We start from the raw sequence: 23,602 nt of genomic DNA on the forward strand, positions 1-23,602 counted from the left end.
TGATTCCGCTTAAGGTTTTAGTTTTTCACGAAAGATTTTTCTGAACTTTTTGACTTTTGGGATAATTACAAACCGGCAATAGGCCTGATTGGGGTTATTGCTGAAATAGTTTTGATGATCATTTTCAGCTCTGAAAAAATTTTTCCAGGGGCTAAGCTCGGTGACGACCGGTTTTCCATAGATGTTTTCCCTGTTGAGCCCGTCAATTACCGATTCGGCAATTTCCTTTTGGTTTTGATTATGGTAGAAAATAACCGACCGGTATTGAGTTCCCACATCTGCTCCCTGCCTGTTTAGGGTTGTTGGATCGTGGGTGGCAAAAAATACTTCCAACAAGTCGGCAAATGAGATGATCGCAGGATCAAATTCAACTTCAACCACTTCGGCATGCCCGGTTCGTCCGGTGCAAATTTCTTTGTATGAAGGGTTGACGATATCGCCTCCCGAATACCCCGAAATGACTGAAATGACGCCGTTCAGTTCATTGAATATGGCTTCGGTGCACCAAAAACATCCGCCTCCTAATGTAATCCGGTCCATACTTTTTGATTTTGGTTGTGCCGGTAGATCAACGTTTAAACTACCGGAAATGATTATTAAAAGAGCAACTGTTTTTATTGTTTGCTTCATCAGCATGGCTTATCCAGTTTTATTCCTAAGCGGCGCAGAGCCTTTTTCTCGAAACGCCAAAAAAAATCAAACTGTCCAAACAGGGTGCCGATAAGCAATAAAGTGATCTGGTAGATCGGGATAATTGTCAGAATGTAAATAATCGCCTTTAAAATAAATGGCCACTCCGGGTCATAATTGATCCAATGGAAAAGGTAATTTTTTATAAAAAGGGTTGCACTTCCGCTAACCGAAAAAACAATCAAAATAATGATTAACTGTATGTTAGAGTCTACTTTCCAACGTAATTTTAACTTATTCAACATGTATTCCAAATTAAACCTTCAAGCTATTAAACAAGCAGGGGCGCGAATGGTTTTTCAAAATTGATGGGTTTGAAATATAATGTATCCGTAGGCAACAAAACGGAAGATCCGGAAAAAGGCCATGTAAACGAAACGTTTCATGGGGTACTCGGTTGAGCCGACCAACATGCTGATAGCAGCCCAAGGCAAGGGAGTCAGTGCAGCCGTGATAATCAGAATTGATCCGTATTTTTTGAACAGATCCCAATAGTGGCTAAAAAACCGACGACTCATATACCTGAAAATTACAACGCGGCGCAATACCCTGCCGATCAGAAATGCCAGGTATCCTGCTCCGTATGAGATTACCGCAAAAAAAATAACGTTCAGGGAGTAATGCAGGAGATCTGATTTGTAATATGCCCAGAGCATAAAAAATTCGGGGGGAAAAATCCCAAAGAAGATTTCAGAACCGATATAGATCAAGTAAACCGTTAAGGGTTTGCTGTAAAACCGTTCAATCCAAACTTCCTGGTTTTCATCGATAATAAATTTTTTAAAAAGCAGGTAAGCAACAGCAATTACTGCCATGTACATCAAAGCCCGAAGCAGGTTTTTCAGCAGAAACTTGTATTTGGTCATGTTGTTAGTTGATCAATTTTTTTTGCTAACTCGTAGTCTAAGCCGGTAACTTTACCTTGACTGTGTGTCATCAGACTGATCTTTACTTTTTTGTATGAGAAAATCAAGATATCCGGGTGATGATTCATTTCCTCGGCCAGGTTGCCAACCTGGTTTACAAATTGTAAGGCTTGCCTGAAATCTTTAAAGATAAACTCTTTTTCTATTTGGTTGCTAACAGTTTCCCAATTCATAACATTGTTTATTCATCAAAACGAGCCGGCGAATTGAAAGTTTACCGGTTAGCGATGAATTTTACCGAGCAGCCAGGCCATGTTTTCGCCCAGTGTTTTCATGGTTTGCATCCCTTCTTCATCCTGTAAAACATCACCCTCATTTTTTCCGTAGGCAAAGTTCCAGTAGCTGGAGCCGGGAATAATCATCTGATTGATTAAAAAGAAATTGTTTATGGTTTCAAAAGCGTGCAGCTGACCACCCCGTCTGACCGAAATAACAGCTGCGCCAATTTTTCGTTTCAGCAGATGTCCGTTCCCCCGGCATACATAACCCGACACATCAATCAATGCTTTCATTTCGGTACTGATATCGGCAAAATAGACCGGTGAACCCATAATGATTGCATCGGCATCAATCATCTTTTGGATGCATTGGTTGAGAACGTCATTTTTGATGTGACATCTTTGATCTTTAATTTCCCTGCATTTTCCGCAAGCCGTGCACCCGTGTACCTGTTTTCCTCCCACTTGAACTAATTCGGTTTCGAAACCGGCCTCCTCCAACGGTTTGAAAACCGATTCAATCAGTATTTTTGTATTTCCGTTTTTTCGCGGACTTCCGTTTATTCCTAAAATTTTCATCTTTGTAATGCTTTTCTACTGATTCTTGATGGATTTGTCTTCGTTGTATTTAGTTGCTGAAAACATAAGAGACTATATTGGCGCCCATTTCCAGCGCCTTTTTTCTGGTTTCCGGCGGGTTATTATGTACCGAAGGATCTTCCCAGCCATCGCTAAGGTCTGATTCGTATGTGTACAGGCATACGAGCCGTTTACCGATATATAGTCCAAACGCCTGAGGGCGTTGATTGTCATGTTCATGTATTTTGGGCAAGCCGTTCGGGAAATCAAACTTTTGATGAAAGACCGGATGACCGACAGGTAATTCGGTAAATTCCTGGTCGGGAAAAATTTTTTTCATTTCGCGGCGAATGTACCTGTTTAGCCCGTAATTATCGTCGATATGCAGAAAACCGCCTGCTTCGAAATAAAGCCTGAGGTTACGGCATTCATCGTCGGTAAAAATAACATTGCCATGTCCGGTTAAATGTACAATCGGATAATTAAATAACTCAATACTTCCCGGTTCTACTGTCCCGGGTTCGGCAGCAAACGAAGTGTTTAATTCCTGGTTGCAAAACTTCATCAGGTTGGGTAGGGCGGTGGGGTCTGCATACCAGTCGCCACCGCCTTTATATTTGATCAATCCGATTTTTAATTCCGGGTTTTGAGCAAATCCGGCAATGAAAAATAGGCAGCACAAATATGTTCCAAAAAATTTATTCATCCTGAATATAAACTGAATCAAATATAAGAAGAAAGTGCCAGTTGGATAAAAAAAATATTGTCGTCAGGTAAAGTTTAACTTGAACAACTATTTCTGTAAAAAGCTGTTATTTTTACAGACTTTAAATTTAAACTCCATGCAAAAAAGTTTTACGACCCGAGCTTTAAATATACCATTTCCAAAAAATGATCCGTATCAGGCGCTCGATATGCCTGTATATGAATCAGTGGCCTTTGAATTTAACTCGGCTGAAGAAATTTCGGCCAATTTCAGAGGAGAACTGCCGGCCCATGTTTACTCGCGAACGAGCAACCCTACGGTAGAGTATTTTGAAAAGAAAATGAAAACGCTTACCGGAGCGCATCAGGCTTTGGCTTTGGCTTCGGGAATGGCAGCCATATCAAATACGGTATTGGCGCTGTGCAAGGCCGGCGACAACATTATTTCAGGTAGTCAATTATTTGGGCACAGCTATTCCTTGTTTGATCAGACATTGTCGAACTACGGTTTGGAAACCCGTTTTGCCGATACAACAAAAGCTGAAAAAATAGAAGCTTTGATTGATGAAAACACCCGACTGATCTTTTTTGAAACAGTTACAAATCCGCAATTGGAGATCGCTGATATTGAGGCATTGGCGATGATTGCAAATAAACATGGAATCGTACTGGTTTCCGACAGCACAATTACTCCTCCCGTAGTTTTTAATTCAAAAAACATGGGTGTTCACATCAACGTAATGTCGACTACAAAATTTATTTCAGGAGGAGCCACTTCGTTTGGTGGCGTAGTTTTGGATAACGGTATATACGATTGGGCGGGAAACCCCAATTTGAAACCAATGTATGAACGTTTTGGAAAAGACGCGTTTATTGCGCAGTTGCGTAAGAACTATTACCGGAACACCGGTGGGTCGATGACCGCACACACCGCCCATTATCAGATTATGGGACTGGATATGCTCGAATTACGGTTGGAGAGATGTTATGAAAACTGCATGGCTCTTGGAAAATTTTTAAGTGAACATCCGAAAGTTGTAAAAGTTACCTATCCCGGTTTAATTACGTCCGATAGTTATAGCTTGAGTATGGCGCAATTTTCAGGGAAACCGGGAGCCATTATGACCTTCGATCTGGAGTCTCAAAAAGCCTGTTTTGAATTCATGAACCGCCTCCAAATTATCCGCCGGGCAACAAATCTGAATGATAATAAATCGCTCATTATTCACCCGTATTCAACCATTTACGTCGAATTCTCGGAAGATTACCGGGATAAGATGAAAATACGTGATACCATGATGCGTCTTTCTGTTGGGATAGAAGCTGCAGCCGACCTGATTGCTGATATTGGACAGGCCCTGGAACTGATTTAAGAAGATTTATTCGTTTAATAAGTTGGCAGTATGGCAGGCCGCAATAGCCGCTGTTTCTGTGCGCAGGCGGCTGCTTCCCAAGCTCACCGGGAGAAAATTCTGCCCGATGGCCTTGTTTACCTCGTCTTCCGAAAAATCACCTTCGGGACCAATTAAAATAAGATTGGAAGAACTTCCCGCGATTTCAGTTTTAAGTTCTTTTTTGTTCTGATCATAGCAGTGAGCGATGAATTTTTTTCCCGGAAACCCAGCTTTCAAGAGTTCGTTAAGCGGGATTAGCGGATTCAATTTGGGAAGATAAGCTTTCAGCGATTGTTTCATGGCCGAGATGATTACCTTTTCCAAGCGATCCTCCTTAACTGTTTTCCGTTCGGAACGATCGCATAAAATTGGCGTTATTTCGTTGATACCGATTTCTGTAGCTTTTTCAAGGAACCATTCGAAACGGTCGATGTTTTTTGTTGGCGCCACGGCCATATGCAGATAATGCGCACGTTTGCCATATCCACTTGCGTGTTTTGTAACCTCAATCCTGCATTTCTTCGGGTTTACATCGGTTATTCGCGCTTCGTAAAAGTTACCCTTCCCGTCAATCAGGTTAATCAGATCTCCCTGATTTAGCCGGAGAACCCGAACAGCATGTTTCGACTCGGTTTCCTCTAAACAATATGTTTGATTTTGGATGTCTGGCGTATAAAAAAGATGCATGCGTATGATTTTCGATGATAATTGAAAAAACAACCTGTTTATCTGAAGGCCCTCGGAACCAGGTGAAAGCACATTTCTCCCCCTCGTGCCGAAAGCTCGTTCCATGATTCGATCCTGAATTCAATTCCAACCGTTGAACAGGTTGGCATATCGCTGTTGAAAAAACGAACCAGATTGTTTGTCAGGTAATAAATCGTCGGATTATGACCAAAAACAAAAACCGTTTGGACCTCGTCGGGAAGTTCCCGAAGCATATCAATGAAATCCTGAGTAGTCATTTCTTCGTACAATTCCTCTTCAGCCCGGATTTTACTTGCCGGGTAACGAAGGATCTCCGCATAGATTTTTGCCGTTTTGTAGGCCCGTTTTGCCGGACTTGATATCATTAAATCAGGCATTATTTTATTCTCTTTTAGTTTAGAGCTAAGAAGCTTTGCATCATCTTTTCCGCTACTCCGCAGCTTCCGGTTAAAATCATCATTGTATCCGTAAGGAACAGCCTTTGCATGTCTGACAATTACTACACGTTTCATTGGTTTAATTTTTGCTCTAAATTTAAATTAAATTTGAACGATCGAAACAAATAAATGTCATTAATGAAGCGAATAGGCTTAATCTCTGATACACACGGCTCAATAAGTAATCGCACCCTGAAATTCCTCGAAAATGTTGATGAAATTTGGCATGCCGGAGATATCGGGACAGTTTCCCTGGCAGATCAGTTAGCTCAGTTTAAACCATTGCGGGCCGTTTACGGTAATATTGATGACCACATTTTACGAAGAATGTTTCCGGAAAACCAACGTTTCTTTTGTGAAGAAATAGATGTTCTGATGACCCACATCGGGGGATATCCCGGAAGGTATGAACCCCGCATCAGGAAAGAAATTCAGCGTATTTCCCCAAAAATATTTATATGTGGGCATTCCCATATTCTAAAAGTTATTTACGACAAGAAGTATAATTGCTTGCACATTAATCCGGGAGCTTCAGGCAATAATGGATTTCATCGTGTTTGTACAGCGGTTCGTTTCGTTATAGACCAGGACAATATTCGGGATTTAGAAGTCTTAGAGTTTGAACGAATACGATTTTGATAGATTTTTAGATCTATTTTATTAGAATATAGAATATATAATCTAATAATTGTATTTATAGAATAATTGACTTATATTTGTTGAGTGAAAAAATTAGCAGTCATATCAGCAGATGTTATTAATTCTTCAAAATTTGAGGAAAAGGCATTTTTAGACACAATCCAGGTTTTGGAAGAGCCCCCCGGAAACTATCTGGTTTGTCGGGGAGAGTCGATGTTAACAAGTAGGGGAGACAGTTTTCAGGTGATGATTGAAGATGTGAGCAACGCATTTTTGAAGGCAATCTATTTAAAGTCATATTTCAAAAAAAAGGAAATCGGTTTAAAAAACGGAAGTTCACAGCGAGCATTAGATGTCCGAATATCTTTAGCTGTTGGATATGTAACAGCAATTCCCGAAAATATCGGAAAATCATTCGAAGAACCTTTTATTTTATCGGGTAGAGCGCTTGATAAAATGAAAGTAAAAAAGCAAACTCTTATCATCACAACGAATAATGAGGAATATAACAACGAGTTAGAGCTGGCCTGTTTATTTCTTGATGATATTTTAGGTAGATGGACTATGGCACAAGCTGAAGTAATTTATTATCTTGTTCAGGGTTACAAACAAACAGAGATTGCCGAAAAGTTGAACCTGACCCAACCATCAGTCAGTAACAGGATTCAGCTTGCCCGGTGGAACCTGATTGAAAAAATGAATGACCGTTTTATGGCGATTGTTGATAAATTATAATGTCATGATTGTATTTCTTCGACTACTGCTTGCACATTTTGTTGCCGATTTTTTGTTGCAGCCCCGATCCTGGGTGAACGATAAAAACCAGTATGGAATAAAGTCGATCAGGTTATTTTACCATATCCTGATTGTTACATTTTTGTCAACTGTTTTTACGATTGATTATTTTACATGGAAAATACCCGTATTTATTTTTCTGCTTCATTATTTGACAGACTTGGGTAAGATTTATTTGAAACCGAAAAAGGTCAATCATTTACTTTGGTTTCTGACCGATCAAATCGTTCATTTGTTCATCATCGGATTAATAACCGGGTTGGCCGATGAAAATTTCTGGCAGTATGTTGAGATCATGAAGGATAGCTTCGCCAATGAGCGGATACTGATCTATTTGTTATCCTATTTTTTTGTGATTTGGCCGTCAATGGTTACAATCAACCTCGCTACCCGGTACTGGCAAAAACAGGTTAACCGCACGTTGGAACCAAACCTGAAAAATGCGGGAAAATGGATTGGAGTATTGGAGCGAATACTTGTTCTTACATTTGTTCTTTCAGCACAATTTCAGGCAATTGGTTTTCTCATTGCAGCAAAATCAATTCTCCGGATCTCTGTGAAAAATGAAGCAACGGCCCGGATCATGTCCGAGTATGTATTAATTGGCACACTGATTAGTTTTACGATCGCTATTATGACCGGCATACTTGCCAATTCGGTACTTTAAGCTACAACGAATACATTTCTGTCCAAAGTTGCTCAAACTCTTCCATGTATTGTTGGGTAATATCGTATTTTGATGTTACCAAAAGGTTTTCCTGATTGTGTTTTGAGGCCGTATAAGTCCAGTTGAAACTTCCTGTAAAAGCAATTCGCTTGTCAATAATGCCGAATTTGTGGTGCATATGATATTGCGAATGGTCAATTTTTACAGATATGCCGGCCCGGCTAAGATTTGAAATAGCAGATCCATGATCAAAGGTTTTCCTGTCGTCAGTAATAATTCGAATGTAGATGCCTCGCCTGGCAGCTTCGAGAATGTGTTCTGCAAGCCTTGAATCGGTTATCGTGAAAATACATAAATCCAGGCTTGTTTTTGCCTGATCGAGCAAATCAGAAATGATCTCAAGAATATCAGTCCCCGGGCTAAAATAAACTTTATGAAAGCGGAAGGTGTATTTTTCGATGAGTCCAAAACAGAACTCCAGCCACGCAAACGCTTGTCCGTTGTTACTTTCATGTTGAAAAATTCGGGCTTCGTGAAAAAGCTTGCTTCTCAATTCATCCCTTTCTTCGCGTGAGAGCCTGTTTATCAGCGTAGCTACTTCAGCTCCGTTCTCTGTAGAATAGATCTGGCCGAAATGTAGTTTGAAATACCGGATGATCTGATCCATACTTATTTTTCAAATGAACAGGCAATCCAGCTGTTTCGTTCTTTGATCGACAATTTGTGCAGGTAAAGCTCCGAAGCCTTACCCATAATATCTTCCAGGTCATCTTTATAAAAGCCGCTTACGATCAGGATTCCATCATCATTCAATACCGAAACATAGGTTTCTATATCTTGCAGAATGACGTTTTTTTGAATATTTGCCAGGATCAGGTCGAACTTTCTCTTTCCCAAAAGTTTCGCGTCGCCTATACTGGCTTCTACGTTTGTAATCTTATTCAACCTGCAATTTTCGACGATGCTCTCAAAAGCCCAATTATCAATGTCGATTGCCGTAACGCTTTTACAGCCACGCATGGAGGCAAAAATGCCCAGAATCCCGGTGCCGCAACCCATATCCAGTACATCCAGATCGTTCACGTTCAAATCAAGCAGATGCTCGATCATTAATGAAGTCGTTTCATGATTTCCGGTACCAAAAGCCATATTTGGTTCGATTATAATCTCGTATTCAGCCGTTGGGAAATCTTTGTGGAATGGCGCTCTTACCAGGCATTTACCGTCAATTAACAAGGGTTGAAAATAATTTTTTTCCCATTCTTCGTTCCAGTTTATGTCGGGCATATTTTCTTCCGTATAGCTTACATCAAATGGCAAGCCCGAAAGAATAAGCTGAATCTCACCCTCGTTCAACTTTCCTGAAGGATAAAATGCATTTAGTTCGTTTACCGTATCATCAAAGCTTTCAAAATCGAGCTGGGCCAAATAAGCAGTTAGGATCTCCCTGTTTGTTTCGTTGTCGGGAGTTAGCTTGAAAATTGCCTTTGTATATTGCATATAGCCAATTGATTAATAGTGAATTTAATTGCTTTGTAAAACCTGATTCGCACACAGTTTATACGAAATTTCTTTCTTTTTTGATTTGTGCGTATGCGTCATTAACCTTTTGAAACTTTTCTTTAGCTGCATGTTGAAACTCTTCGCCCAAATAACTCACCTTGTCTGGGTGATATTTTACGGCCATTTTCCGGTATGCTTTTTTAATTTCTTCGTCTGCCGCATCCGGTGCAACTTCCAGTATTTTGTATGCCGCGTTGGTATTGGCTATAAACATCGATTTGATTGATTCGAAATCTTTTGTCGATATTCCCAGATTTTTGGCAATATGATTGATCAGGTTAAGTTCTTCAATCTCCACCTTTCCATCGGCATTGGCGATGCCAAACAAGAAATGCAAAAGCTGTAACCTGGATGAATAATCCATGTTCTTTTGAATCTGGTGGCAGACATCAGTAACAGGAATATTGTGATTTAAAAGGTCGCGCAGCATTTTAAGCGCTTCCTGGGCTGAGGCAGCGCCAAAAGTCCGGACAAAAAAATCTTTCACGTAATTCAGCTCCGACTTAAGCACTTTTTGGTCAGCCTTCATAACAGCAGCTACCAGTACGAGCAAACTCATAACGTAGCCGCCGGTAGTTGTTTTTGTTGCCTGCCCGGCGCCACCGGTTGTAAATGCAGTTTGGTTTTCAAACATTGAACCGAGTACAAAACCTAACACGCCGCCAATCGGGCCTAAAAAAGCCCATCCAAGTCCTCCGGCAATCCATTTTCCAAATTTAGCCATGTGATTTAAACTTTTTATCTAATTCTAATAGTCGCGGAATGATCAGTTCCGCATTGTTATTATTGATCGTATAGGTGGCCAATGCCTCTTTTTCTTCATCAGTCCACTGCTTTGATATCCGGTTCTTCACCTCTTCTTCAGTGGTAATTTCGCGTGTCATCACCCTGTGGATCCGATCATTAACCGGAGCTTTAACCAGAATGGTCTGATCCATCATTTTATAAAAGCCGCTTTCGAACAAAATAGCTGCTTCGTGAATAATATAGGGTGTGTTTTGCGTTGCACACCATTCAAAAAAAAATTTCCGTACTTCGGGATGAACAATGGCATTGACTTTTTCGAGCAAAATTGGAGAATTAAAAATTAAACCGGCCAATTTTTTTCGGTCAATCGACTGATTTGCCAGGTAAATGTCATTTCCAAATAACCGCTTTAGCTCACTTCGAACGAAAGCAGAACTGTTTATAATGTGTTTTGCCTCCGTGTCAGCTTCAAAAACAGGTATTCCCAGTAGTCTGAAGAAATAGCAAATGGTTGTTTTTCCGCTACCTATGCCTCCCGTAATTCCTACTTTAAGCATATCATTTATTTTTCTATCAAATATTCTACTTTATTGGGATTCACCGAAACTGAAAGCAGATGGGGTGGTTGAGATTCGAGTTTCAGTTCAAGCAATTCTGCTTTATTTTGAATGTCTTTATAGGATACACTAAGTTTAAAATCAGACGGAAGGATTTCAGAGAAATGGGTCAGACCGGTCATGAAACTGACTTTTGCTTTATCGGGAAACAGATTAATTTGCACGTCTTCAGGCAGATCGGTAATTGTGATCGGAACAACGAGTTGTTTTTCTGTAAATTCTTCTACCGGAATGGTAACAGAAATACGTTTTTCACTGTATATCAATCCTTTATGTTCTGTCAGCCCTAGGTTGCGTTGTGTTGTTTGGTTTAATTCTTTAAAGTTATAGGGTTTTGTTTTTATAAATTTGAGCGTATCCAGGATGGTTTCCGGACCACTCACCAGAATTGAATCCGGATCACAGATAATTTCGCTGACCAAAAAATGTTGTTTCCCCAATTCATAGTTCACTTCGGGTTTTACCTTAGTTTTTCGTTCAACAATCCGGTCGAACCTGAAAAACAGTGTATCGGGCTGAATATCAATAATTGTGAGTTCTTTACTTACCTGCGAAGATATCTTATTGATGTATTGTCTGCTGGTGATCGCATAGTCGGCATAATCCGAATTTTCCATTTTATTCCCGGTCAGTTCATTCACATTAAAAATCAGGGGAGAAAAGGCCAGGCTCAATTTGTGTTGCAGCAAGATAAAACCATATGAATTTACCTTTAGAACAAAATGATCAGGTAAATCACTGACAAGCACTTTGTTTTTCGGGAGATTGGTGAATTTAACAGGAAAAGGTAATTCAACTGAATATTCTTTATTCAGGGCATTCAAAAACCAAAATACAGTGGCAATACCAAGGCATATCAGGTAAATCATGAGCTTACCTTCATTTTTTATGCGAAGTTTCCTGAGTAAAGCCTGAATTCTATTTATCCGTTTGTATTCCACGACCTCAAAGATAAAAAAAAGGGCTGACATCAAAGCCAACCCTTCATATTTCGCGTGATCCGTTTATTTTTGTGGCGTAACGTCAGACATGTCTTTTACGACAGCGCTCTTATCAACGCGCAGTTTTACATTGTCATCCACCTGTAATAAGATATAGTTATCTTTCAATTCAATAACTTTTCCGTAAATTCCACCGGTTGTCACTACTTTGTCACCTTTTTGAAGGCTTTCACGGAATTTTTTCAGTTCTTTTTGTCTTTTTACCTGTGGCCTGATCATGAAAAAATAGAAAACAACAATAATCAGGATCAAGGGTAAAAACGCGGTAAACGGACTTGCTTCACTTCCTTGTTGCGGGGCCATTAATAAGTAATTCATGCTTTTTGACTATTTAGTTTTTACTGTAAATTTATCATTTCATGTTGCACATTAGCCGTAATAACCAGCTTTATTTCTCCGGGTCCGGCATTTGAGCTGATCTGTATTTCCTTGTATACTTTTCCCACTTCACCGGCCGAGTTGAAAATGACCTCAATATATTCGTTTTCACCCGGGTTGATAGGCTCTTCCGGAAATATGACTGAAATGCACCCGCAATCGCTACCGGTTTTTTCAATGATTAATTTCCGGGTTCCACTATTTGTAAACTGAAAACTGTATGCAACAATTTCGCCGGCTTGCAACGATCCAAAATTATGCAATTCTTCCTGAAACACAAATTTTGCTGTTCCTTGTTTCTCTCCGGTTTGCTTGTCGTCATTTTTTGCAGCATTTTGGCATCCTAAAGCAAACAACAACAGCATAATCGTTGAAACGAAGAGTCTCATTCAGGCAGGTTTTCTTCACCGATAAGTCCCCGCCCAACTTTAATAATCCGGTTGTCTTTTTTCAGGGCTTTCAGCGTTTTGTCGAGAATTCCGTTGATAAAATTCCGACTTTTCTGAGTGCTGTAATACTTCGACAGTTCGATGTATTCGTTTAAAGTAACTTTTGTGGGGATCGACGGAAAGTACAAAAATTCGGCAATTGCCAGCTCCAAAATCAGGGTATCAATGCAGGCTATCCGTTCAATATCCCAGTTTACCGTGTGCTCTTCAACGATTTTTTTCAATTCGCTGTGATTGACAACCGTTTTACGATAAAGATTTTTGGCAAATTCCCGGTCTTCGTCATCTTTAAAAATAGGAAGGAGCGACTGATCTTCACCGGAATATTCTTTGAATTTTTTTAATGTTTTGATGATCATACTGATCACAAAGTCGACGTCGTCATTCCAGTATATACTTTGTTCTTCCAGTAGATAAAGTAAATCTTCGGATTGCAGGATAATTTCAGCAAATAAGTGTTCAATCAGTTTTTTATCATCCTGGTACGTGTGATTTTTAGCCGACATGTATCCGGTGTAGAAATCGGAGTTGACAAGGGCAGTGTATAGTTTTTTGATCAGTTCAGGTTCATTTTCCCAGCTAAGCTTCGATTGCTCCAATTGCTTTTTCAGCGTACTATTGGTACGGATCTGGTGGATCAAAAAGTTATTAACAAATCGGGTATTGGGATTTAAATCGTCCTCGGTCGGAAAGTGCTTTTTCTTGCGTAAGCCGATCACCGAGTTAGCATGATTAGCAATTTCTACGGCCAGTTGAAACAGGTAATGATATAGATCGTACGTTTTCTGAATACTGAAAAATAATTCTTTCTCGGTATTGTTGATTGATTTGTCCGGTGACGTATTGAAAGCGTACAGTACCTGCAATACTTTTATTCGGATTATTCTTCTGCTAATCATTGTTTTAGAACTAGTTATCTTTTTTGCGGGTGGCAAAGTTACAAAAAATCTTTTAGTGTTATTCAATAAGCTTCAAGTTTTCTCCATCTCTTTTTCCTTTTCATTATCCGGCCAATCCAGGTTTCCTGAACCATCTTCCTCATTATAAACCAAATCGTCGTCATCTTGTTCATTTTCCCATTCAAAATGAGATCGCCGTGGCCCTTGGTTTCGGTAATAGACACTCAGGAAAAGCCCGCTGACAGAGCCCCACAGGTGACTTTCCCACGAGACCCGGGCTTCAATCGGGAAAATCCCCCAAAACATACCGCCATACAAAAAAACCACGATGATGGAGATGGTCAGCAATTTCACGTCGTTGCGAAAAATGCCGCTAAAGAACAGAAATGCACCCAGGCCATAGATAATTCCGCTGGCGCCTATGTGCCAGGCTTCCCGTCCTCCCATCCATACAAAAATGCCTGAAAACAAATAAATTAAAAAGAAGATGCGGTAAGCCAGCTTCCTGTAAAAATAGAAAAGGGCTACTGACAATACCAGGAAGGGAACTGAATTAGCCGCCAAATGCGTTATTCCGCTGTGGATGAATGGCGCCAGGACAATCCCTTTTAATCCTTTTACATGATGCGGAAAAATGCCGTACTGAGCAAAGTTGAGTTCAAGCGTTGCTTCGGTCAATAAAACGATCCAGCATATAAAAACGAATAAGGCGGGAATAATGAGGCTGTGTTTGAAGATTTTTTTCTCCAACGCGGCATCGGTTTCGTTTTTGCTTGGATAGTAATTGAATAAACGCATGTTAAAGCAACTTTTTCAATACGTCTATAAAACCCAAAATATCTTCTTTTGTTGTGTCAAAGGAGGTCATCCAGCGTACTTCAGAGCTTGACTCATCCCAGACATAAAAAAAGTATTCTTCCTGAAGTTTTGGGATGATATCTTTCGGTAAAATGGCAAAAACGCCATTGGCCTCGGTCTTTTGGGTAATTTTTACTCCCTTCAGGTTCGAAACTTCATTTTCAAGCAGTTTGGCCATCTGGTTCGCATGGCTTGCATTTCTTTTCCATAAATCATGTTCAAAATAGGCCAGGAACTGAGCGCTTACAAAACGCATCTTTGAAAACAGTTGCATACTTTGTTTTCGGATATACTTGGTTTGCCGCGATAATTCGGGACGAAAGAAAATGACTGCTTCACCCAGCATCATGCCGTTCTTTGTTCCCCCAAACGAAAGCACATCAATGCCGGCATCGCGGGTGAAAGCTTTAAACGGCAAATTCAATGCAACAGCCGCATTGGCAATCCGCGCCCCATCCATGTGAACGAGCAAACCAAACTGGTGGGCGAGCGTCGTAATCGCTTTTATTTCTTCAACCGAATAAACCGTGCCCAGTTCGGTTACCTGCGAAATAGAAATAATACCCGGTTGGGAATGATGTTCAAAGTCGAACCCATGCAGATGTTTTTTGATTTCATCCGGGAAAATTTTCCCGTTGACCGTTTTAACCGGAAGTAGCTTACATCCGGTAAATTTTTCAGGTGCACCGCATTCATCTGTCTGAATGTGCGCTGTTTCGGCGCAAATTACCGAATGAAAACTGCTGGTGAGACTGGAAAGCGCCAACACGTTGGCCCCGGTGCCGTTAAATACAAAATAAACATCAATGTCGTGGCCAAATTCGCGTTTGAAACGTTCAATAGCCTGTTCGGTCACGGGATCACCTCCGTAACCAACCATATGCCCTTCATTTACAGCGTGCAGTGCATTTAATATTTCCGGGTGCACTCCGGCATTATTATCACTTGCAAAACCTCGTTTCATAAATATCTTTGTGTTATATTTATAATCATGGATATCTTTACCGGCGAATTTCGATAAAATTAAGCAGCAATTAAAATTCATTGATCAGGAAAATTGATATTACATGTCACAACTTCGTGTTTTTAAAGCTTCTGCTGGTTCAGGAAAAACCTTTCGTTTGGCGGTGGAATACCTGAAAATAGCCTTGTCGTCCGACTGGAATTACAAACATATACTGGCCGTTACGTTCACCAACAAAGCAACCACCGAAATGAAATACCGTGTGGTGCACGAATTGTATCAACTGGCGCAGAGAAAACAAACGGCTTACCTGGAAGTACTAACAGAGGAAACGGGATTGCACGAAGCGGAGGTGGCCGAACGCGCCCAAAAATGTCTGAAGCGTATTTTACACGATTACTCGCGTTTTTCGATCAGCACGATTGATAGCTTTTTTCAACGGGTAATCAAAGCGTTTAACCGCGAATTGGGACTTAATACTGCTTACCAGGTTGACCTCGATGCCGACCAGATTCTGGCAGAAGCCGTGGATGAATTATTAGTATCGATTGATGATGACCCGGATTTACTGGAATGGCTGAAACAGTTTGCCCGCGATAAAATTATGGAAGGCGGCGGCTGGAACCTGAAGAATGACATCCTGAGCCTGGGTAAACAAATTTATAACGAGACGTTTAAGGAACTGAGTCAGGCTTTGCACGAAAAGCTGGTTGATAAGACGTTTATACGTGATTATCGGCGCGATTTGCAGCAAATCATCGTTTCGTATGAAAATAAATTAAAACAGCTTGGCCGGGAAGGGCTCCGGTTAATTGAAGCGGCCGGATTGACGATCGCTGATTTTAAGCATGGGAAAAGCGGCGCAGCCAATAGTTTTACCAAAATGCTGAACGCTGATCTGACGCCCGGAGTCCGCTTACTGGATGCCGTTGCTGATGTTTCTAACCTGTACAAACTACCGGATAAAAACGGAGTTGGTCCCGTCGCCGAACGGATTCATCCGCTTCTGGTTGAAGCGATTAATCTGTACCGTAATGAGAATCATCGGTATAATACGGCAAAATTGATTGTCAGACAATTATATACGCTGGGAATTTTGGTCGATTTGCAAGCTATGGTCCGGAAAGTGACACGGGAGAAGGGCGTAGTGCTCATCTCCGAATCGGGAAACCTGCTGAAACAAATCATTGCTGACTCCGAAACGCCGTTTGTGTACGAAAAAACGGGTGTTTTTTATCAACATTTTATGATTGATGAATTTCAGGATACCTCGGGCCTGCAATGGAGTAATTTTAAACCGCTGATCGGGAATTCGCTAGCCGAGGATAACCTGGGCATGCTTGTCGGAGATGTAAAGCAAGCGATTTACCGTTGGCGCAACGGCGACTGGAACCTGCTGGCTTCAGAGGTATTGAACGCTTTTCCCGCAAACGGAGTACACCAGGAAACTTTGCAGAAAAACTGGCGTAGCGCTGGTCGGATTATCCGCTTCAATAATCGCATTTTTCAGCTCGTGCCGGCCATTTTGCAGCAACATTTAAATGCAGAACTGGAGGAAACTGCTCATTCGGATTTGCCTTTTCGCGAACAGATCAAAGATCTTTACCGGGAGAGTATCCAGGAAATCGGGCAAAAAGCCGGCGCCGAGCAGGGGTATATCCGGATGAAATTTCTGGAGAAACCCAAAAAAAATGACGAAAACGAGGATGACGGGCAAACTGTTCTTGACGATTTGGTGGAACAAATAAAACGGGTGCAGGATTTAGGTGTTGCCGCCGGCGAAATTGCTGTATTGGTCCGCGAAAAACGAGAAGCCAGGCAGGTAGCCGATCGTCTGCTTCATGAAAAGGCCAAAGGTGATCCGGCCTACAACTTCAATGTGCTGTCAAGTGAGTCGTTGTACGTCAAAAATTCAGCTTCTGTCGCTTTTATCCTGGCCCTGTTGAATTTACTGGCCGATCCGGATGACAAATTATCGCTTGCATTTGTCAATTACCAGTATTACCAGGAAATTGAACCGCGGCTGAAAACAATTGGTAAATTACCTGTTCTGAAGTCGTATGACGGGCAGGTTCAGTTACAAATGGAATTCCGGGAGCCTTACAAGCCTGATGGTTCGCTCAAGTTTGAAGATATTGAAGATGAACAGAATGATTTATACCACTTTCTTAAAAGTGATTTTTTTAACGACATGCTGGCGACACGTAATTTGCAGGAGATTATCTTTAAACTTTGCGATATTTTCTTCTTGTTCGGTTTGAAGGATGAGTTGTCTTACATCCAGGCTTTTATCGATCAGGTAGGCGCTTTTATGAAAAACCGGCCGGCCGATATTTCGGCATTTCTAAACTGGTGGAAACAACAGGGGCAGGAAAAAACCATTTCGGTATCGGAACAGTTGGATGCCATTCGGATCCAAACAATTCACAAAGCCAAAGGGTTGGAATACAATTATGTGTTTATCCCGTTTTGCAACTGGAATTTGGGAGTTCAGACCATGCATGCGCCGATTTTGTGGTGCCAACCTGATTCCGCTCCCTTCGACCGGCTCGAACTGGTTCCGGTGAAATACGGGAAAGACATGGGGAATTCCTTGTTTTTTCGGGAATATTTCCATGAAATCATGAGTCATTACATCGATAATCTGAATCTTTTATATGTTGCTTTTACCCGTGCCAGGCAAGCCTTATTCATCTGGTCGTTTTATAAAGACGATAAGTTGAACACAATTGGCGATTTGTTGAAGCTTTCGTTAGACACAGATGAAAGCTATTCATGCGGAGGGCAGGAGGAACTGACACTGAGCCTGGCAAATAATTACCGACAGGAAGAGCATATGGCCGAACTTGAAATTGGTATGCTTTCGCTTGCAAAACCGGCAGAGAAAGACGATCGTGGAACCATCCGATTGCATGAATTTCAGTTTGCCGATTTCAGCAATTACCTGAAATTGCGCAAAAACCACGAGCATTTTTTCGATGCCGACGGGGTAGTGGAGAAAAACATCAACACGGGACGGATTATCCACGAGATCCTGTCGCAAATTAGCACGGCCGATGAATTGGACCGCGCGATTGCCAACTTGATTTTTCAGGGGAAACTGGATGAAGAATCTGTCGGGACAATTAAACGGCAGATTACCGGAATGCTGGCTGATCCGGAGGTGCAAAGCTGGTTCGACGGTTCATACCGGGTGCTGAATGAACGAAATATCCTGACCGGCAAAAACGGGCTGAAACGCCCGGACCGGATGATGCTGGCCGATGATCAGCTGATTGTTGTGGATTATAAATCGGGCGAAAAAGAGTTGGAAAAGTACGAATACCAGGTTCGCAATTATATGAACGTATTAAAAGCATGCGGTTATCGCAACCTGAAAGGTTATCTTTGGTATACCCGGACAAACAAACGGATCGAGGTGAGTTTTAATCACTGATGTGCCCTGACCGGGAGCGAACTTTCAGAAATAACTTGCCGGTTTTCTTCAAAAATGTAATTTTGTCAAAAAATGAACGAAAATGTTACAACGAATACAAACCGTCTACATGCTGATCTCAGCTATTTTATTGGGTATGTTGTTTACCTTTCCTTTTGCCGAAATTGTTCACGATAAACAACTTTTCCTTTTCGATATCAGGGGAATCGTGCAGAACAATACGGTGGTTGAAAACGGGATAGCATTAGCTGCATTCATCAGTATTATCCTGATTTTGCATGTAGTCGCTCTTTTTAATTACAAAAAGCGTATCCTTCAGGTTCGCTTGCTTGTTTTCTCTATATTGCTGATGATTGGCTTGTTTGGTATGTTTTACTTTTTCACCTACTATACCTTCGACGATGCAAACTTCAGTTTTAAACTTCCGGTTGTTTTTCCGTTAGTTGCCATTATACTTGATTACCTGGCTATCCGGAACATCGGGAAAGATGAAGCGTTGATTCGCTCTATCGACCGGATTCGCTAATTCAATTTGTGCGCGAGATGAAAGAATCATTGGAAGAGGCGGCCCGTTTAATCGACGCCAACCGGTTGGATGAAGCGAAAAGATTGATATCCGGCTCGCCGGAGCTTCAGGAGCATGCTGCTGACAGTCATTTTTTATTGGGAAAGATTGCCTGCAGAAAACAGGAATGGGGAGTGGCGGTCAATCACTTCAACCAGGCGCTGGCCATCGATCCGGACTATCCCTCTGCGCAGGCCCAAATTGATATGGTCAACGATATTCTGGGCTATTATACGCCCGATATGTTTAATCCTTGATTTTTAGCTTTATATAAACCTTCGTGCGACCGTTAAGGCCTGTCGTCCGTACGACCCTCCAAAAAGGTAATAGTGGTTCAGGATATGGTATAGCTGATACAATTGTACCCGTTCCTGCCAACCTGTTTCGAGCGGAAAAGTATCCTGATAAGCGTCCCAGGTAGTTCGTGAAAATCCTCCGAACATGGTCATGATGGATAGTTCCATTTCCCGGTCGGCATAATACGATGCCGGGTCGATCAGCGCCGGGCCAGAGGTGGTGTACAGGTAATTCCCCGACCATAAATCGCCGTGAATCAGCGCCGGAGAAGATGTGCCGGGAAGAAATTCAGGCAGCCTGTCAATCAGTTTGTTGTAAACGGCTTGTTCTTCAGCAGTCAACGACCGCTGGAGCTTAATTAACTGCAAAATGGATCTCAGCCGGTTTTCTCTGAAAAAATCAAGCCAACTGCTGCATTTGTTGTTTAGTTGCGGGGTAGAGCCGCAATAATTATGATGGTGAAACCCAAATTGTTCGCCAACCGATTGATGCAGGCGGGCCAGGCCTTGTCCCAGTTTTTCATCCTGCTTCGGCATATGGCCCGGTTCCAGGTATTCCATTAAAATAAAACCAGGCAGTTCGTCGGCTTCTTTGGATAAAATCACTTCGGGAATCAGCAGATCGCTTCCGGCATGTTTCCTCAGCTCGGTCAGGCATTCGGCTTCGCGGACAAATAAATCACCGGCACACGAAGAGTTCCATTTTAGAAAGAAGGGGCCATGCGTCGTTTTTATTTTCAGGGTATGACTGATACATCCTCCGCCAACCTGCCCGGTTTGCTCAAGCCGGAAACCGGAACCAAATACAGGGCGGAGTTTTTCTTCTGCATATCGAAGTATTTTTTGTTCCATCAGAAACAAATCTGGCTAACTTGTTTAGGCATTTCATTAAGCATGAGACCCTGATCTTTCAGCCGACGACTATAAATCAGCTTTAATCCATTCAATAATTTTTGGATCGTCAGGTTTTGTTTTAGGACTGGCAAAATCGACCAGTTTCCCGTTTTCGTCGATTAAATATTTCTGGAAATTCCAGCCCACCTCCGAATCCATGACGCCATTTTTTGCTTTTTGTGTCAGCCATTGGTACACCGGAGACATATCATCGCCTTTTACCGAAATTTTTGACATCATCGGAAATGATACACCATAATTCTTCTGACAAAATTCCATGATTTCTGAGTTGGACCCCGGTTCCTGCTCCAGAAAGTTGTTCGCCGGAAAACCAATAATGATAAATTTCTCGCTGCCGTATTGTTGGTATAAAGCTTGAAGCGCTTCGTATTGCGGCGTTAAACCACATTTTGATGCCGTGTTGACCACCAGCACCTTTTTTCCTTTTAAAGTAGCCATACTAAAGTCGTTACCTTCAATATCCTTTACAGTGAAATCGTGAAAAGATTTTTGTCCAAAACTGAAGACTGAGACCAGGATAACCGTAAGAAGTAAGCTGATTTTTTTCATACTCTGATTTTTTAGTTGATACCTTGTGCCGGGAGTTTGTTTTTCTCTTCAGTCACAAGTCAGTATCAGTTTAAACTCAATTATGTCGATATTATTTTGGTTTATAAAACAGATTTTCTTCGAAAAAGTTTAGACTGAAAGACTTACATGAATGTCTTTCGTTCTGTTAATAAAATCATCCCTCAGAATAGGGCAAAATGATTATCTTTGGTTTTCATTTACCGGAACTATGGAGAATTTTATTGTTTCTGCACGAAAATACCGACCAGATACTTTTCAGTCTGTCGTGGGGCAAGCCTCAATCACGGCGACACTGAAAAATGCCATTAAAAACAAACAATTGGCCCATGCATACCTGTTTTGCGGTCCGCGTGGTGTTGGCAAAACAACCTGTGCCCGTATTTTTGCAAAAACCATCAATTGTCAAAGCCTGACGGCAGAAATGGAGCCGTGTAACCAATGCGAATCCTGTCAGGCATTTAACAGCAACCGCTCGTATAATATTCACGAGTTGGATGCCGCATCAAACAACTCGGTGGATGATATCCGGAGCCTGACAGATCAGGTTCGTATTCCGCCGCAGATCGGGCATTACAGCATCTATATCATCGACGAGGTTCACATGCTGTCGCAGGCGGCTTTCAATGCTTTTCTGAAAACCCTGGAAGAACCGCCCAAACATGCCATTTTTATTTTGGCAACAACCGAGAAGCATAAAATTATCCCGACGATTTTGTCGCGTTGCCAGATTTTTGATTTTAACCGGATCAAAATCTCCGACATTGCAGGTCATTTGGGCTATGTGGCGAAACAGGAAATGGTTGGCATCGAGTCGGAGGCGCTGAATATCATTGCCCAGAAAGCAGATGGGGCCATGCGCGACGCCTTGTCAATTTTCGACCAGATTGTAAGTTTCTCAGGTCGCAGTATCACCTATAAAGATGTAATCTCGAACCTGAATGTGCTCGATTACGATTATTACTTCAGTTTAATCGACTTGTTTTTGAAAAACGACGTGCCGGGTGCGCTGATGCTCTTTAACGATGTGCTTGACCACGGTTTTGACGGGCATCATTTTATTACCGGACTGAGCAGCCATATGCGCGATTTGCTTGTGTGTAAAGACGCGATTACCGTGCAATTGCTGGAGGTAGGCGGCGAGATTAAAGAAAAATACAAATTACAGGCAGCGGCCTGCGATGCCGGTTTCCTGCTGGAAGCGCTGAAAATCAGCAATGAATGCGACCTCCAGTACAAAGCGAGCCAAAATAAACGTTTGCTGGTCGAACTCGCTCTTATCCGCATGGTTCAGCTTGGCGTAAAAAAAAAATAGCTGAGGATCCGGTTTCTGATGAACTGGAACCCATTTTCAGCAATCAACAAAACATCGTTTCAACGCCGAAGGCCCCGGCTCAACCGGCTGGTCAGCCAACCGGCGCCGAACCGAAAGCGGACCGGATACCGGTGAAACGCACCATTAAACGAAATGGCAGCGGTTATACACCTTCAATAAAAGATGCCATTTCAGGCAAGTTGGTAGAGGAAAGCCATGCAGCAGATGCCAAAGAACAAATCAAATATTACACCGGCGAGCAGCTTAACGAACCATTCACGCGGGAACAGTTTGAACGTAAATGGGCCGAGTACCTGACCCGTTTGGATGAGCGCCCCAACTTAAAAGCCACGCTTTCGCGTATTCCCGACATTTTTGAAGAGAATAAACTGCTGTTGAAAATTGAAAATTCGGTGCAGGACGGCGAGATCAGCAAGATTAAACCCGATTTGGTTTCGTGGCTGAGAAAAGAATTGCGCAATACACAGATTGAGTTAATTACCGAGATTGTTTTACAGGAAAGCGAAATAAAACCCTATTCGGAGACAGAAAAATTAGCAGAAATGATCAAAAAGAACCCGAATGTTAGTCTGCTAAAACAAACCTTCAACCTCGATTTCGGTGAACATTAACAATCCGGGAGTTTAAACCATTCTTAAATAATTTGGATATTGGTGATCATTCATGCGTGAGGTGTCTGCGTTTTTGACTATTTTTGATTAAAACTAAAAAATTTACAGTTATGCTAAAAGATACCGTATTAAAAGCCTTAAATGCCCAAATTAATGCAGAAATACATTCTGCTTATTTGTATCTGTCCATGTCGGCCTGGTTCGAAGACAAAGGTCTGGCCGGTTTTGCCAATTGGATGAAAGTGCAATACCAGGAAGAATTAACGCACGCCATGAAGTTTTTCGACTATGTACACGAACGCAACGGACGCGTGATTCTTGAGCCCATCGCCGGTGTTCCCACCGAGTTTGAAAGTATCATTGAGGTGTTCGAAAAAACGTTGGAGCATGAACAAAAGGTAACTGCATTGATTGATAATTTGGTCGATGTTGCCGCGGCTGGCAACGATCATGCCACACAAAGTTTTCTGCAATGGTTTATCGATGAACAGGTGGAAGAAGAAAAAAATGTAAATGCAATTCTGGATGATCTGCGTTTAATTAACGGTCAGGGAAATGGACTGTTTATGATGAATCGCGAATTAGCATCGCGTTCCTTTGTAGATACAACTCAGGCAGAATAAAAAAACAGAATAGTTTCAT

30 protein-coding genes are annotated in these 23,602 nt (G+C 41.7%); 10 read left to right on the forward strand and 20 right to left on the reverse strand.

The window, feature by feature from the left end; translation table 11 throughout:
• Nucleotides 1-9: 9 nt before the first annotated feature.
• The 6 genes from msrA to AC6H3C_RS12995 form a co-directional block, all read right to left on the reverse strand.
• Nucleotides 10-540 (reverse strand): peptide-methionine (S)-S-oxide reductase MsrA, encoded by a 531-nt coding sequence (gene msrA / locus AC6H3C_RS12970; protein ID WP_497515801.1) that lies wholly within the window; start codon nucleotides 538-540, stop codon nucleotides 10-12.
• An 89-nt stretch (nucleotides 541-629) separates the two neighbouring features.
• A complete protein-coding gene (locus AC6H3C_RS12975) occupies nucleotides 630-935 on the reverse strand; it encodes a DUF6787 family protein (RefSeq protein ID WP_497515802.1) in 306 nt (101 codons plus the stop codon).
• 54 nt (nucleotides 936-989) lie between these two features.
• Nucleotides 990-1,556 carry a hypothetical protein gene (locus AC6H3C_RS12980; RefSeq protein WP_497515803.1) on the reverse strand — a complete coding sequence of 189 codons (567 nt, stop codon included), beginning with the start codon at nucleotides 1,554-1,556 and terminating at the stop codon, nucleotides 990-992.
• Complete coding sequence (locus tag AC6H3C_RS12985) at nucleotides 1,553-1,789, reverse strand: 4a-hydroxytetrahydrobiopterin dehydratase (protein ID WP_497515804.1); 237 nt, start codon at nucleotides 1,787-1,789, stop codon at nucleotides 1,553-1,555. The genes AC6H3C_RS12980 and AC6H3C_RS12985 overlap by 4 nt, the downstream gene beginning before the upstream one ends.
• 48 nt (nucleotides 1,790-1,837) lie before the next feature.
• The gene (locus tag AC6H3C_RS12990; protein WP_497515805.1) at nucleotides 1,838-2,413 is read right to left on the reverse strand and encodes a flavodoxin family protein; all 576 of its coding nucleotides are present in this window, start codon (nucleotides 2,411-2,413) and stop codon (nucleotides 1,838-1,840) included.
• 49 nt (nucleotides 2,414-2,462) lie between these two features.
• On the reverse strand, nucleotides 2,463-3,038 hold the full coding sequence (locus AC6H3C_RS12995) for a DUF4159 domain-containing protein (protein WP_497515806.1): 576 nt from the start codon (nucleotides 3,036-3,038) through the stop codon (nucleotides 2,463-2,465).
• 217 nt (nucleotides 3,039-3,255) lie between these two features.
• Between AC6H3C_RS12995 and AC6H3C_RS13000 the strand changes: the two genes are divergently transcribed.
• On the forward strand, nucleotides 3,256-4,491 hold the full coding sequence (locus AC6H3C_RS13000; protein WP_497515807.1) for an aminotransferase class I/II-fold pyridoxal phosphate-dependent enzyme: 1,236 nt from the start codon (nucleotides 3,256-3,258) through the stop codon (nucleotides 4,489-4,491).
• 6 nt (nucleotides 4,492-4,497) lie between these two features.
• On the opposite strand, the gene AC6H3C_RS13005 is transcribed toward AC6H3C_RS13000, so the two are convergent.
• Nucleotides 4,498-5,199 carry a 16S rRNA (uracil(1498)-N(3))-methyltransferase gene (locus AC6H3C_RS13005; protein ID WP_497515808.1) on the reverse strand — a complete coding sequence of 234 codons (702 nt, stop codon included), beginning with the start codon at nucleotides 5,197-5,199 and terminating at the stop codon, nucleotides 4,498-4,500.
• A gap of 38 nt (nucleotides 5,200-5,237) precedes the next feature.
• Nucleotides 5,238-5,732 (reverse strand): SixA phosphatase family protein, encoded by a 495-nt coding sequence (locus AC6H3C_RS13010; RefSeq protein WP_497515810.1) that lies wholly within the window; start codon nucleotides 5,730-5,732, stop codon nucleotides 5,238-5,240.
• Nucleotides 5,733-5,795: 63 nt separating this feature from the next.
• Here AC6H3C_RS13010 and AC6H3C_RS13015 point away from each other — a divergent pair, with 63 nt between their 5' ends.
• From AC6H3C_RS13015 to AC6H3C_RS13025, 3 genes are all read left to right on the forward strand, one after another.
• The gene (locus tag AC6H3C_RS13015) at nucleotides 5,796-6,296 is read left to right on the forward strand and encodes a metallophosphoesterase family protein (RefSeq protein WP_497515812.1); all 501 of its coding nucleotides are present in this window, start codon (nucleotides 5,796-5,798) and stop codon (nucleotides 6,294-6,296) included.
• An 84-nt stretch (nucleotides 6,297-6,380) separates the two neighbouring features.
• The gene (locus AC6H3C_RS13020) at nucleotides 6,381-7,031 is read left to right on the forward strand and encodes a hypothetical protein (protein WP_497515813.1); all 651 of its coding nucleotides are present in this window, start codon (nucleotides 6,381-6,383) and stop codon (nucleotides 7,029-7,031) included.
• A 4-nt stretch (nucleotides 7,032-7,035) separates the two neighbouring features.
• On the forward strand, nucleotides 7,036-7,758 hold the full coding sequence (locus AC6H3C_RS13025) for a DUF3307 domain-containing protein (protein ID WP_497515814.1): 723 nt from the start codon (nucleotides 7,036-7,038) through the stop codon (nucleotides 7,756-7,758).
• A gap of 1 nt (nucleotide 7,759) precedes the next feature.
• Here AC6H3C_RS13025 and AC6H3C_RS13030 read toward each other — a convergent pair whose 3' ends face one another.
• The 10 genes from AC6H3C_RS13030 to AC6H3C_RS13075 all read right to left on the reverse strand — a co-directional run bounded on the left by AC6H3C_RS13030 (nucleotide 7,760) and on the right by AC6H3C_RS13075 (nucleotide 15,234).
• Nucleotides 7,760-8,425, reverse strand: a complete 666-nt coding sequence (locus AC6H3C_RS13030) for a phospholipase D-like domain-containing protein (RefSeq protein WP_497515815.1) — start codon at nucleotides 8,423-8,425, stop codon at nucleotides 7,760-7,762.
• Nucleotides 8,426-8,427: 2 nt separating this feature from the next.
• Nucleotides 8,428-9,258 (reverse strand): 50S ribosomal protein L11 methyltransferase, encoded by an 831-nt coding sequence (gene prmA, locus AC6H3C_RS13035; RefSeq protein ID WP_497515816.1) that lies wholly within the window; start codon nucleotides 9,256-9,258, stop codon nucleotides 8,428-8,430.
• 58 nt (nucleotides 9,259-9,316) lie between these two features.
• A complete protein-coding gene (locus AC6H3C_RS13040; protein ID WP_497515817.1) occupies nucleotides 9,317-10,045 on the reverse strand; it encodes a TerB family tellurite resistance protein in 729 nt (242 codons plus the stop codon).
• A complete protein-coding gene (gene coaE / locus AC6H3C_RS13045; protein ID WP_497515818.1) occupies nucleotides 10,038-10,625 on the reverse strand; it encodes a dephospho-CoA kinase in 588 nt (195 codons plus the stop codon). Before coaE ends, AC6H3C_RS13040 begins: the two co-directional genes overlap by 8 nt.
• Nucleotides 10,626-10,630: 5 nt before the next feature.
• A complete protein-coding gene (locus AC6H3C_RS13050; protein WP_497515819.1) occupies nucleotides 10,631-11,554 on the reverse strand; it encodes a CdaR family protein in 924 nt (307 codons plus the stop codon).
• Between the two features lie 135 nt (nucleotides 11,555-11,689).
• Nucleotides 11,690-12,004, reverse strand: coding sequence for a preprotein translocase subunit YajC (gene yajC / locus AC6H3C_RS13055; protein WP_497515820.1), 315 nt, complete (start codon nucleotides 12,002-12,004; stop codon nucleotides 11,690-11,692).
• Nucleotides 12,005-12,024: 20 nt separating this feature from the next.
• Nucleotides 12,025-12,453: a DUF1573 domain-containing protein gene (locus AC6H3C_RS13060; protein WP_497515821.1), complete on the reverse strand. Its 429-nt coding sequence runs from the start codon at nucleotides 12,451-12,453 to the stop codon at nucleotides 12,025-12,027.
• Nucleotides 12,450-13,412 (reverse strand): transcription antitermination factor NusB, encoded by a 963-nt coding sequence (nusB, locus tag AC6H3C_RS13065; RefSeq protein ID WP_497515822.1) that lies wholly within the window; start codon nucleotides 13,410-13,412, stop codon nucleotides 12,450-12,452. The genes AC6H3C_RS13060 and nusB overlap by 4 nt, the downstream gene beginning before the upstream one ends.
• Before the next feature lie 72 nt (nucleotides 13,413-13,484).
• Entirely contained in the window at nucleotides 13,485-14,210 is a 726-nt protein-coding gene (locus AC6H3C_RS13070; RefSeq protein ID WP_497515823.1) for a rhomboid family intramembrane serine protease, read from the reverse strand.
• A 1-nt stretch (nucleotide 14,211) separates the two neighbouring features.
• Complete coding sequence (locus tag AC6H3C_RS13075; RefSeq protein ID WP_497515824.1) at nucleotides 14,212-15,234, reverse strand: threonine aldolase family protein; 1,023 nt, start codon at nucleotides 15,232-15,234, stop codon at nucleotides 14,212-14,214.
• A gap of 103 nt (nucleotides 15,235-15,337) precedes the next feature.
• On the opposite strand from AC6H3C_RS13075, the gene AC6H3C_RS13080 reads away from it, so the two are divergent.
• From AC6H3C_RS13080 to AC6H3C_RS13090, 3 genes are all read left to right on the forward strand, one after another.
• Nucleotides 15,338-18,670, forward strand: coding sequence for a UvrD-helicase domain-containing protein (locus AC6H3C_RS13080; RefSeq protein WP_497515825.1), 3,333 nt, complete (start codon nucleotides 15,338-15,340; stop codon nucleotides 18,668-18,670).
• A gap of 82 nt (nucleotides 18,671-18,752) precedes the next feature.
• Nucleotides 18,753-19,196, forward strand: coding sequence for a DUF4293 domain-containing protein (locus AC6H3C_RS13085; protein WP_497515826.1), 444 nt, complete (start codon nucleotides 18,753-18,755; stop codon nucleotides 19,194-19,196).
• Nucleotides 19,197-19,213: 17 nt separating this feature from the next.
• On the forward strand, nucleotides 19,214-19,492 hold the full coding sequence (locus AC6H3C_RS13090; protein ID WP_497515827.1) for a tetratricopeptide repeat protein: 279 nt from the start codon (nucleotides 19,214-19,216) through the stop codon (nucleotides 19,490-19,492).
• 9 nt (nucleotides 19,493-19,501) lie between these two features.
• On the opposite strand, the gene AC6H3C_RS13095 is transcribed toward AC6H3C_RS13090, so the two are convergent.
• Together AC6H3C_RS13095 and AC6H3C_RS13100 are read right to left on the reverse strand one after the other, a co-directional pair.
• Nucleotides 19,502-20,383: a fructosamine kinase family protein gene (locus AC6H3C_RS13095; protein ID WP_497515828.1), complete on the reverse strand. Its 882-nt coding sequence runs from the start codon at nucleotides 20,381-20,383 to the stop codon at nucleotides 19,502-19,504.
• Between the two features lie 69 nt (nucleotides 20,384-20,452).
• On the reverse strand, nucleotides 20,453-20,995 hold the full coding sequence (locus AC6H3C_RS13100) for a glutathione peroxidase (RefSeq protein ID WP_497515829.1): 543 nt from the start codon (nucleotides 20,993-20,995) through the stop codon (nucleotides 20,453-20,455).
• Between the two features lie 229 nt (nucleotides 20,996-21,224).
• Between AC6H3C_RS13100 and AC6H3C_RS13105 the strand changes: the two genes are divergently transcribed.
• The 3 genes from AC6H3C_RS13105 (at nucleotide 21,225) to AC6H3C_RS13115 (ending at nucleotide 23,583) form a co-directional block, all read left to right on the forward strand.
• A complete protein-coding gene (locus AC6H3C_RS13105; protein ID WP_497515830.1) occupies nucleotides 21,225-22,328 on the forward strand; it encodes a DNA polymerase III subunit gamma/tau in 1,104 nt (367 codons plus the stop codon).
• Between the two features lie 131 nt (nucleotides 22,329-22,459).
• Entirely contained in the window at nucleotides 22,460-22,960 is a 501-nt protein-coding gene (locus AC6H3C_RS13110) for a DUF8439 domain-containing protein (RefSeq protein WP_497515831.1), read from the forward strand.
• Nucleotides 22,961-23,070: 110 nt separating this feature from the next.
• Nucleotides 23,071-23,583 (forward strand): ferritin, encoded by a 513-nt coding sequence (locus AC6H3C_RS13115; RefSeq protein WP_497515832.1) that lies wholly within the window; start codon nucleotides 23,071-23,073, stop codon nucleotides 23,581-23,583.
• Nucleotides 23,584-23,602: the final 19 nt, after the last annotated feature.

The organism is Gaoshiqia sp. US2, assembly GCF_059705485.1.

Bases quoted from the DNA above. Each gene is read 5' to 3' on its own strand.
- AC6H3C_RS13025 (WP_497515814.1), top strand. From the start codon at position 7,036: ATGATTGTATTTCTTCGACTACTGCTTGCACATTTTGTTGCCGATTTT.
- AC6H3C_RS13075 (WP_497515824.1), bottom strand. From the start codon at position 15,234: ATGAAACGAGGTTTTGCAAGTGATAATAATGCCGGAGTGCACCCGGAA.
- nusB (WP_497515822.1), bottom strand. From the start codon at position 13,412: ATGATTAGCAGAAGAATAATCCGAATAAAAGTATTGCAGGTACTGTAC.
- AC6H3C_RS13085 (WP_497515826.1), top strand. From the start codon at position 18,753: ATGTTACAACGAATACAAACCGTCTACATGCTGATCTCAGCTATTTTA.
- AC6H3C_RS13060 (WP_497515821.1), bottom strand. From the start codon at position 12,453: ATGAGACTCTTCGTTTCAACGATTATGCTGTTGTTGTTTGCTTTAGGA.
- AC6H3C_RS12990 (WP_497515805.1), bottom strand. From the start codon at position 2,413: ATGAAAATTTTAGGAATAAACGGAAGTCCGCGAAAAAACGGAAATACA.
- AC6H3C_RS13100 (WP_497515829.1), bottom strand. From the start codon at position 20,995: ATGAAAAAAATCAGCTTACTTCTTACGGTTATCCTGGTCTCAGTCTTC.
- AC6H3C_RS13040 (WP_497515817.1), bottom strand. From the start codon at position 10,045: ATGGCTAAATTTGGAAAATGGATTGCCGGAGGACTTGGATGGGCTTTT.
- AC6H3C_RS12980 (WP_497515803.1), bottom strand. From the start codon at position 1,556: ATGACCAAATACAAGTTTCTGCTGAAAAACCTGCTTCGGGCTTTGATG.
- AC6H3C_RS13005 (WP_497515808.1), bottom strand. From the start codon at position 5,199: ATGCATCTTTTTTATACGCCAGACATCCAAAATCAAACATATTGTTTA.
- prmA (WP_497515816.1), bottom strand. From the start codon at position 9,258: ATGCAATATACAAAGGCAATTTTCAAGCTAACTCCCGACAACGAAACA.
- AC6H3C_RS13015 (WP_497515812.1), top strand. From the start codon at position 5,796: ATGAAGCGAATAGGCTTAATCTCTGATACACACGGCTCAATAAGTAAT.
- AC6H3C_RS13090 (WP_497515827.1), top strand. From the start codon at position 19,214: ATGAAAGAATCATTGGAAGAGGCGGCCCGTTTAATCGACGCCAACCGG.
- AC6H3C_RS13115 (WP_497515832.1), top strand. From the start codon at position 23,071: ATGCTAAAAGATACCGTATTAAAAGCCTTAAATGCCCAAATTAATGCA.
- AC6H3C_RS13030 (WP_497515815.1), bottom strand. From the start codon at position 8,425: ATGGATCAGATCATCCGGTATTTCAAACTACATTTCGGCCAGATCTAT.
- AC6H3C_RS13095 (WP_497515828.1), bottom strand. From the start codon at position 20,383: ATGGAACAAAAAATACTTCGATATGCAGAAGAAAAACTCCGCCCTGTA.
- AC6H3C_RS13105 (WP_497515830.1), top strand. From the start codon at position 21,225: ATGGAGAATTTTATTGTTTCTGCACGAAAATACCGACCAGATACTTTT.
- AC6H3C_RS13050 (WP_497515819.1), bottom strand. From the start codon at position 11,554: ATGATTTACCTGATATGCCTTGGTATTGCCACTGTATTTTGGTTTTTG.
- AC6H3C_RS13080 (WP_497515825.1), top strand. From the start codon at position 15,338: ATGTCACAACTTCGTGTTTTTAAAGCTTCTGCTGGTTCAGGAAAAACC.
- coaE (WP_497515818.1), bottom strand. From the start codon at position 10,625: ATGCTTAAAGTAGGAATTACGGGAGGCATAGGTAGCGGAAAAACAACC.
- yajC (WP_497515820.1), bottom strand. From the start codon at position 12,004: ATGAATTACTTATTAATGGCCCCGCAACAAGGAAGTGAAGCAAGTCCG.
- AC6H3C_RS13000 (WP_497515807.1), top strand. From the start codon at position 3,256: ATGCAAAAAAGTTTTACGACCCGAGCTTTAAATATACCATTTCCAAAA.
- AC6H3C_RS13070 (WP_497515823.1), bottom strand. From the start codon at position 14,210: ATGCGTTTATTCAATTACTATCCAAGCAAAAACGAAACCGATGCCGCG.
- AC6H3C_RS12985 (WP_497515804.1), bottom strand. From the start codon at position 1,789: ATGAATTGGGAAACTGTTAGCAACCAAATAGAAAAAGAGTTTATCTTT.
- AC6H3C_RS12975 (WP_497515802.1), bottom strand. From the start codon at position 935: ATGTTGAATAAGTTAAAATTACGTTGGAAAGTAGACTCTAACATACAG.
- msrA (WP_497515801.1), bottom strand. From the start codon at position 540: ATGGACCGGATTACATTAGGAGGCGGATGTTTTTGGTGCACCGAAGCC.
- AC6H3C_RS13010 (WP_497515810.1), bottom strand. From the start codon at position 5,732: ATGAAACGTGTAGTAATTGTCAGACATGCAAAGGCTGTTCCTTACGGA.